Origin of the sequence: Rhodococcus shunpengi, assembly GCF_048381395.1 — a bacterium.
Taxonomy (GTDB): Bacteria; Actinomycetota; Actinomycetes; order Mycobacteriales; family Mycobacteriaceae; genus Rhodococcus.
Window position 1 is genome coordinate 1 of record NZ_JBLWIU010000018.1, and the last position, 6,687, is coordinate 6,687.

8 protein-coding genes and 3 pseudogenes are annotated in these 6,687 nt (G+C 67.3%); 5 read left to right on the plus strand and 6 right to left on the minus strand.

Annotated features, from left to right (window positions below; genetic code table 11):
• Positions 1–10: 10 nt before the first annotated feature.
• The 3 genes and pseudogenes from ACNJ7K_RS11840 to ACNJ7K_RS11850 form a co-directional block, all read right to left on the minus strand.
• A complete protein-coding gene (locus ACNJ7K_RS11840; RefSeq protein WP_263510442.1) occupies positions 11–814 on the minus strand; it encodes an IS5-like element ISRhosp9 family transposase in 804 nt (267 codons plus the stop codon).
• 301 nt (positions 815–1,115) lie between these two features.
• Complete coding sequence (locus tag ACNJ7K_RS11845) at positions 1,116–1,403, minus strand: DUF8176 domain-containing protein (protein ID WP_487041736.1); 288 nt, start codon at positions 1,401–1,403, stop codon at positions 1,116–1,118.
• Positions 1,334–2,042: pseudogene (locus ACNJ7K_RS11850) on the minus strand (TerD family protein); the annotation flags it as partial. The pseudogene ACNJ7K_RS11850 and the gene ACNJ7K_RS11845, both read right to left, overlap by 70 nt.
• Between ACNJ7K_RS11850 and ACNJ7K_RS11855 the strand changes: the two are divergent.
• Positions 1,966–2,290, plus strand: a pseudogene (locus ACNJ7K_RS11855) (N-formylglutamate amidohydrolase); the annotation flags it as partial. The pseudogenes ACNJ7K_RS11850 and ACNJ7K_RS11855 sit on opposite strands and share 77 nt — an antisense overlap.
• Before the next feature lie 95 nt (positions 2,291–2,385).
• Here ACNJ7K_RS11855 and ACNJ7K_RS11860 read toward each other — a convergent pair.
• From ACNJ7K_RS11860 to ACNJ7K_RS11870, 3 genes are all read right to left on the minus strand, one after another.
• Positions 2,386–2,586, minus strand: a complete 201-nt coding sequence (locus ACNJ7K_RS11860) for a hypothetical protein (protein WP_019288665.1) — start codon at positions 2,584–2,586, stop codon at positions 2,386–2,388.
• A gap of 107 nt (positions 2,587–2,693) precedes the next feature.
• A complete protein-coding gene (locus ACNJ7K_RS11865) occupies positions 2,694–3,395 on the minus strand; it encodes an RES family NAD+ phosphorylase (RefSeq protein WP_019288664.1) in 702 nt (233 codons plus the stop codon).
• Positions 3,389–4,006 carry a helix-turn-helix domain-containing protein gene (locus ACNJ7K_RS11870; RefSeq protein ID WP_037216215.1) on the minus strand — a complete coding sequence of 206 codons (618 nt, stop codon included), beginning with the start codon at positions 4,004–4,006 and terminating at the stop codon, positions 3,389–3,391. The genes ACNJ7K_RS11865 and ACNJ7K_RS11870 overlap by 7 nt, the downstream gene beginning before the upstream one ends.
• A gap of 421 nt (positions 4,007–4,427) precedes the next feature.
• On the opposite strand from ACNJ7K_RS11870, the pseudogene ACNJ7K_RS11875 reads away from it, so the two are divergent.
• The 4 genes and pseudogenes from ACNJ7K_RS11875 to ACNJ7K_RS11890 all read left to right on the plus strand — a co-directional run.
• Positions 4,428–4,673: pseudogene (locus ACNJ7K_RS11875) on the plus strand (peptidase dimerization domain-containing protein); the annotation flags it as partial.
• A gap of 158 nt (positions 4,674–4,831) precedes the next feature.
• Positions 4,832–4,978, plus strand: coding sequence for a hypothetical protein (locus ACNJ7K_RS11880; protein WP_019288660.1), 147 nt, complete (start codon positions 4,832–4,834; stop codon positions 4,976–4,978).
• Positions 4,979–5,055: 77 nt separating this feature from the next.
• A complete protein-coding gene (locus tag ACNJ7K_RS11885; RefSeq protein WP_487041737.1) occupies positions 5,056–5,811 on the plus strand; it encodes a DUF4158 domain-containing protein in 756 nt (251 codons plus the stop codon).
• A gap of 107 nt (positions 5,812–5,918) precedes the next feature.
• Positions 5,919–6,687, plus strand: a 769-nt coding sequence (locus tag ACNJ7K_RS11890) for an IS256 family transposase (protein ID WP_487041017.1), incomplete at its 3' end; no start/stop codon positions are given.

Below are 6,687 nucleotides of genomic sequence, written 5' to 3' on the forward strand. Positions count from 1 at the left end.
TGAGGTTTTCTCACCAGGCGGGGGCTTGTAGGTGAAGAAGCACGAGGGCGGCAGCGGTTATCGTGCCGATCCTCCACGGACACAGACTGATTCGTTGTAAGGCCTTCCAGCGGGTCTTCAGCAGGGCATTCGCACGTTCCGCCGGAGCGCGCATCGCGGACAGAAGTGTGTTGCGGCATCGAGTGCCGGCATCGAGGTCGCGGCCCTTGGTCGGCGTGTGGACACCGATCCCGGCACCGGTGTAACCCTTGTCGGCAAGGGTGGGCATCCCGCCGGTGGCGGCCTCATAGAGGGCGCCGAGGACTCCGCCGAGTCGAGCAGCGGTGATGTCGTGAACCGAGCCGGGTTCGACGTCGGAGACCCAGACCGGGTAGCCGGTCGGGTCGGTCAGGACCTGGATGTTGCCGCCGTGTCGGCGGTGTTTGCCCGAGTACCACAAGTCGTGTCCGGCTTCGGAGCGCTCCCGGCATCGGGTCGCGGCGATCAAGGTGCCGTCGAGTCCGACGTGTTCCCACCCGGATGCACTCCCATGGGCGAGGACCTCGTGCAGGTCAGGGGCGTGGGCGGCGATCACGTCGATGCCTTCGTGTAGGTATCGGTAGGCGGTTGCCGGCGAGATTCGGGCATCGCGCGCCAGGGCGGCGACGTCGGTGCCGTCGCGGAACCAGCGGAGCACCATTACCGCCTGGACGTAGACGGTTGCGGCCCGCTGCCATGGTCGGCGGTCGACTCGGGTGCGATGCGCGGCCAGGGCACTGGCGACGAAGGCCAGGGTGCGCTCGGGCACGTCGAGCGTGGCACGATAGGAAATCACGTGGGGTCCTGCTTCGGGATTGCTTCTTGGTCGAAACGATCTCTACCAGGTAGGACCCCACGTCCTCATCTCACGCCACACCGCCCGAATGTCCCCGGCCGCCGTCAGCGAACTCCTGGTGAGAAAACCTCACTGGTCCCATGCTCATGGCAGACGACACGCTGAACGAGGTGGTGACCGCGGCCGCGTCTCGGGCATCGCCCGCGGCGCACGCAGCCAGTGTCCCCACGACAGCGAGGGCCAGGGCAGCGGTGGTGAGAGGTGAGCTGTTCATAGTTGGTAGGGGTCCTTCACCGAAGTGTCAGTTGAAGACGTCGACGAACCATGTGCCGTCGATCGTCGCGGTGGCCACGGTCTGGGTAATACGCTGCACCCCATCGGGTCTCATCTCCGACAGGTCCACCAGATAGACGTCCTCGGACAGCGCCTTGGTGCGCACGCAGTAGTTGGTACCCACCGGAACGCCGTCGATAAATCCCTGGAGCTGCTCGGCCGGCACAACCGAGGAGTTAGGGGGGGCTAGTCGCCTTCGGATTCTGCGGTGCCCGGCCTCGGCTGTTCGGTCTGCTTCGGCGCCGCCGGCACCCATTCCCGCAGTTGTTGAACCACCGTGCCGTAGAACGCGTCGGTCGACGACGTCACGCTGGTGATGAAACTCGCCGCGGTACCCGACCGCCGGCCGCCCATCGGGAAGGTTTGTTCGAGAGAGAAGGAGACGATGTCCCCGGAGCGCCCATTGGTCAGTACCTTCGGGTCCGCTCGCACCGTGTCGAGGTGCTCGCAGGCTTCGTTGCCGCGCTCGGAGAACACCGCTTCGACCTGCACATCGTTCGGCACGTTCTTGAGTTGCTTGAGTAGCCACGACAGCCGGCGACCGGAGGTTCCCTCGTTCGGTGCCTCCACGGTGGTGCGGCAGCGTATCTTGTTTGTCCCGCACATCCGCGATCATCACCAGATCACCGGCCGTTTCCGGGATTCGCAGCACCGCTTCGAACACCCCGTCGGTCGCCAACCTTTCGGCTACCGCCGCATTGCGGGCTGCCGGGTCGCTGCCGTGACGGCGGGCCAGGATGTGTTTGACGGTGACACCGAGTTCGGCGGTCAGCCGCAGCGCGAGATGACGGGAGAGGGACACCCAGGTGTCGGCCACGGCGGCGGCTATCTGGTCGCCGGCGCGGAGGGTGCCGGCGGTGACCGCGTCGCGCACGGTCACCCAGTGCCGGCCCATGCCGCCGGCCGAGCCCGCCGAGTGGGCGCACGCGATCTTCTCGACCGTCGATACTCCGCAGGGGTACTTCCTCGGCGCCGTCGACCCAGAGACCGGCACCCATCGACGCGGGCAGCTCGCCTACCGCCTCTACCTCGACACCGACCGGCAGGCGATCCCGGTGCCTCCCTCGGGTGCTCACCTGCCCGCACTATCTGCTCTCTGCCATCGCCGGCAACGAGCAGATCACCATTCCCACGACGGCCTGACGATCACCGACGCTGCGTCGCAACCAAATCTGATCTTGACCTGCAATGACGACATGTCCCCCAGTAACCAATACACGCGGCCCCAACCGGGTCGGCTAGTACGACGGGACGATGGCGCACCGCGCGGCCACAACATACTGGACGTGGTCGTCACAGCGTCCGGAGACCGCGACCCGGTAAGCGCGGGTACCGATTGTTTCGGTGAGGTCGGTGACCGTGGTCGCGATGGCCGCCGCGACGATGTGGGCGTGGGCCAGACGATCGATGCGAGCTGAGGACTCCTCAAGGCCGGCCACGGTCGTCCTCGGCGGCAGCGAGTTCGGCGGACCGGGTCGGCCCACCGGCGAACGATCAACCAGTCCGGCGGCTCGACGCCCGAACAATAGGCCCCCTACGCTCCGAGCTACGGGCAGATGTGACAGCGGGGCACCAGATCTGCGCGCATACCCATGCCGACCGCGGCATCGACGATGCGCGGCCACATCCTCGGATCCGCCAGCGCGAAGTCCTGGGCCTCCCCGCGCGCACTGCGGACCACCTCGATCCGAGACTCGGTGTTCCACAACGCCAAAGCGGGACCGTTCGAATGCGCAGCATTGTAATAAACCCCGCGGGTCCGCTGCCGAGCCACCGGCTGATCCTCATAGATCGCCCGCGCCCAGGCCTGGGTACGCGGACGCGGATAGTCGCCGGTGGCCAACGACGGCAACGCACCGATCCGCATCGCCGCTCCCTGACCCCGCAGATCGAGCACAGCCAGCGGCGCCGTCGGTCGCAGCAACGCCACCCGGTAGCGCGGGCACACCGCAGCAGCCGGGTAGTCGCCGAACACCTCCCCGACTGCCGTGGCCACGTTGCCGGCGACATACAGCACCGAGCGGCCTTCCGGGCACTCACGCGGAACGCCACCCGGGCCCGGCAGGTGCGGATCCAGCCGGTGCAACGGCCCGAAACTGCGGTGCGTGATCCCGTCCGGGGTGTGCGGGGACGGGTGATAGATGCGGCACCACCGCCACGGGTGCCCGGCGCTGGGGTCGCGCCACCGCCACATCCAGCCCTGTCCGCCGTGCAGCGGCCGTGCCGGTGCGGCGAGTGCGGCTACCACGCGGCCGCGGTACCCACCTGGGCCACCCGCACCACGTCGTCGACGTGCCCGGCTGCCAGGGCCTCGGCCGGAGTCGCCTCGTCGAGGTCCCGGTTCGGGGAGAGTGCCCATTCGGTCAACGACACCGCCCCTCCGGCGAACACCGCACTCACCCGCGCGAGTCCGGGCACAAATCCCAACTCCGAGTCCGCGTGGAATTGCCAGGACGGCAACCTCCACTCCCGCCCCTTCTTCAACCCAACCAGATCCCCAGCCTTGAGGCGGTCGAGGACCGCCTGCTCGGACACCTCCAGCAGTTCCGCTACCTCCGGGCGGGTCAGCGACGCCTCCACCACCGTCCGACGCGCTTGATACTGCCGGCGCAGATTCGCCAGAGCGGCCCGTTTACGCTCGGCCGACGACGGACCCGGACCCCACAATGCGGGATCCAGTCCGTCGCCGTCGTCGCCGACCACCCCGAGCACGAAACCCTCCCGCTCGCTCTCCGGCACACTGGCGAGCGCATCCTCGAGGACCGTCGGAAACCCCGCCGCCCGGCCCGTGCGCCCCTTCCGCCCGGCCGCAGCAGCCGTACGAGGGTTGGTGCGTCCAGCGTGCGCCTTGGTGCTCATACCCCCATGCTACGGCACTAACCAAGATAAACAAGTTACGCAACCTGCGGTCTCCGGAGCGATATGAGTCTCCACCACGTCGACCTCCGGTTCACCGCAAGCCGCGACCTCGTGGCCCGGATCATCGCCGACCACAGCGCCATCCTCTCTCCCACCTGACCCCATGTCAGACGTGCCTCAACCTCGGCGAGATCTCGCCGAGCGGCGGTACCTGCAGCGCAAAGAGTGCGCGCCTCGGTGCAGCAGCACCTGCCTCCACCGCTCCGGGGGCCTGTGTGTCAGCCTCTGGTCTCGGGTGCGATCCCACCGTCCGCGTTTGCCGGGCACGCCGCGGGGGATGCTGCGTGAAGGACGATCCCGTCGTCGGACCCATGCGAGGGAGGCACGCCGATGAACGCTGTCACCACCGGCATCGTCGCCGGTGCCGCGGGCATCACGACGCTCAATACCGTCACCTACCTGGACCTTCCTCGCGGACCTGTCCGACCGCTTGCCCCTCGAGGGCCCGCTGTGCGACCACTTCGCTGTCCCCCACACGACAGTGAGTGTCGGACCGATCCACGGCGGAACCGAACCGAACATCGTCCCGAGCGACTGCACAGTCCACGTCGAGATCCGCCCGGTTCCCGGCCACGACGCCGACGCCCTCGAACACGAGATCCGATCCCAACTCACCGCATTCGAGCGAGCGATGCGCCGGATCGATCCGCACACCGGCGTCCATCGAACGGGTCGTCGACGTCCCCGCGCTGGCACCGGACCCGGCCGGATCCGCGCTGGCCTTCCTCAACGGCCTGACCGACGAAGCACCCCGACGGCAGCTGGGTGTCCTACGGCACCGAGGCCGGCATCTACCGCAGCGCCGGCATCGACACGGTGGTCTGCGGCCCCGGCTCGATCGAGCAGGCGCACATTCCTGACGAGTACATCGAGCTCGACCAGATCCACCGATGCGACGAGTTTAAGAGATAACCCGTGAGTCCGGCGATTGCTTACTGAGCGGCCGCGGATCGCTCCGCCCCTGGACCTGGGGATTTCGTTCCGTTCGGCTGGGATTCGCGGTCCAGCTGAGCACTGTGCGGTGTCTGGGGAGTTTCCTGTCGGATCCGATCGCGGTGCCGACGTCGGTGCTGAACTTCGTCGCCGAGCAGCTGGGCATCGAGGATCCCTCGTGCATCAAGCGATACGCCGAGCGGGAGTCCACGGCGTGGGAGCACACCGCGGAGATCCGTGAGGTGTTCGACTACCGGACTTTCAGCGGGGATCGGAGCGGCTGCGGGCATTCCAGAACCGGATCTGGCTTGAGATCGTGCAGTTGGCCTGCGAGGGGTTCGGCTGGCGCCCCTATTAACACACACCATGCGGCCGCACGGATAGACCGACAACGACCGGCGACAAGGCCGGATTCCGTCCCAGACCACTCCGACCCCCGCGTGATCCCGCACGCCGATCCCGGCGCGCGATGCCCTCGGCCCGTTCCGCGGGCTGTCCGATTCGGCGATCCGTCTGCGTGTGCCCTTGCGCCGCGCGCCGGAGCGGCGAAAGATCGGTCCCGCAGTGGCTGCGGCCGCGGGCCGGCGGCGCCCGCCGGCGGTGGACCGCGACGGGTCGTCCACCGTTGTGTCGCCGCGGGGACGACGTCCCCGCGGGAGGAGGCAGGTCATGTTCAAAGTCATCCAGGGTGGTCGCTGGTTTGGGGATGCGGTCCTCGATGCACGCACAGCACCGGCCGAACTTGGTCGCGAATGAAATTCATGGCTCGTAAGAACGAGGGTAAGTCCCAGGGAGTGGTGGGAATCGGTTGAGGGCATCCGGGCAGGTCCACGGCGTGTCGATCCCTCACCGAGGGTGGGCCATCGCGTAGTGATCAACGAGTTACCTACCACAGTGACTCACAGAAAGCAGCTACGCGATGACCCACGACCATTCTGCACTGCTCGCCCAACTCGACGCACTCAAGAGCGCCGACAACACCAACGTGTTCGCCGAACTGATCCGCACCGGACTGCAAGCTCTGATCGAAGCCGAAGCCACCGACAAACTCGGCGCCGGCCGCTACGAACGCACCGACACCCGCATCACCCACCGCAACGGACACCGCACCAAAACCGTCGCCACCACCAGCGGAGACGTCGAGGTCAAGATCCCCAAGCTGCGCTCCGGGTCGTTCTTCCCCTCGCTGCTCGAGCGCCGTCGGCGGATCGACAAGGCTCTCTACGCGGTGGTGATGGAGGCCTACGTGCACGGGGTATCGACTCGCAGCGTCGACGACCTGGTCGGCGCCCTCGGAGTCGACTCCGGGATCTCGAAGTCGGAGGTCTCGCGGATCTGTGCCGGTCTGGACGCCGAGATCGCCCGGTTCCGGGAGCGCACCTTGACGCACACGAGCTTTCCGTATGTGTTCCTCGACGCCACTTTCTGCAAGGTCCGTGTCGGTGCGCACGTGGTGTCCCAGGCGTTGGTGGTCGCAACTGGGGTGTCGATCGACGGTAGCCGTGAGGTGTTGGGCACCGCGGTCGGGGACAGCGAATCCTACGAGTTCTGGCGGGAGTTCCTGGTCGGGTTACGGGGTCGGGGACTGTCCGGGGTGCATCTGGTGATCTCCGATGCGCACAGCGGGCTCAAAGCTGCCATTGCGCAGCAGTTCACGGGTTCGTCCTGGCAGCGGTGCCGGGTGCATT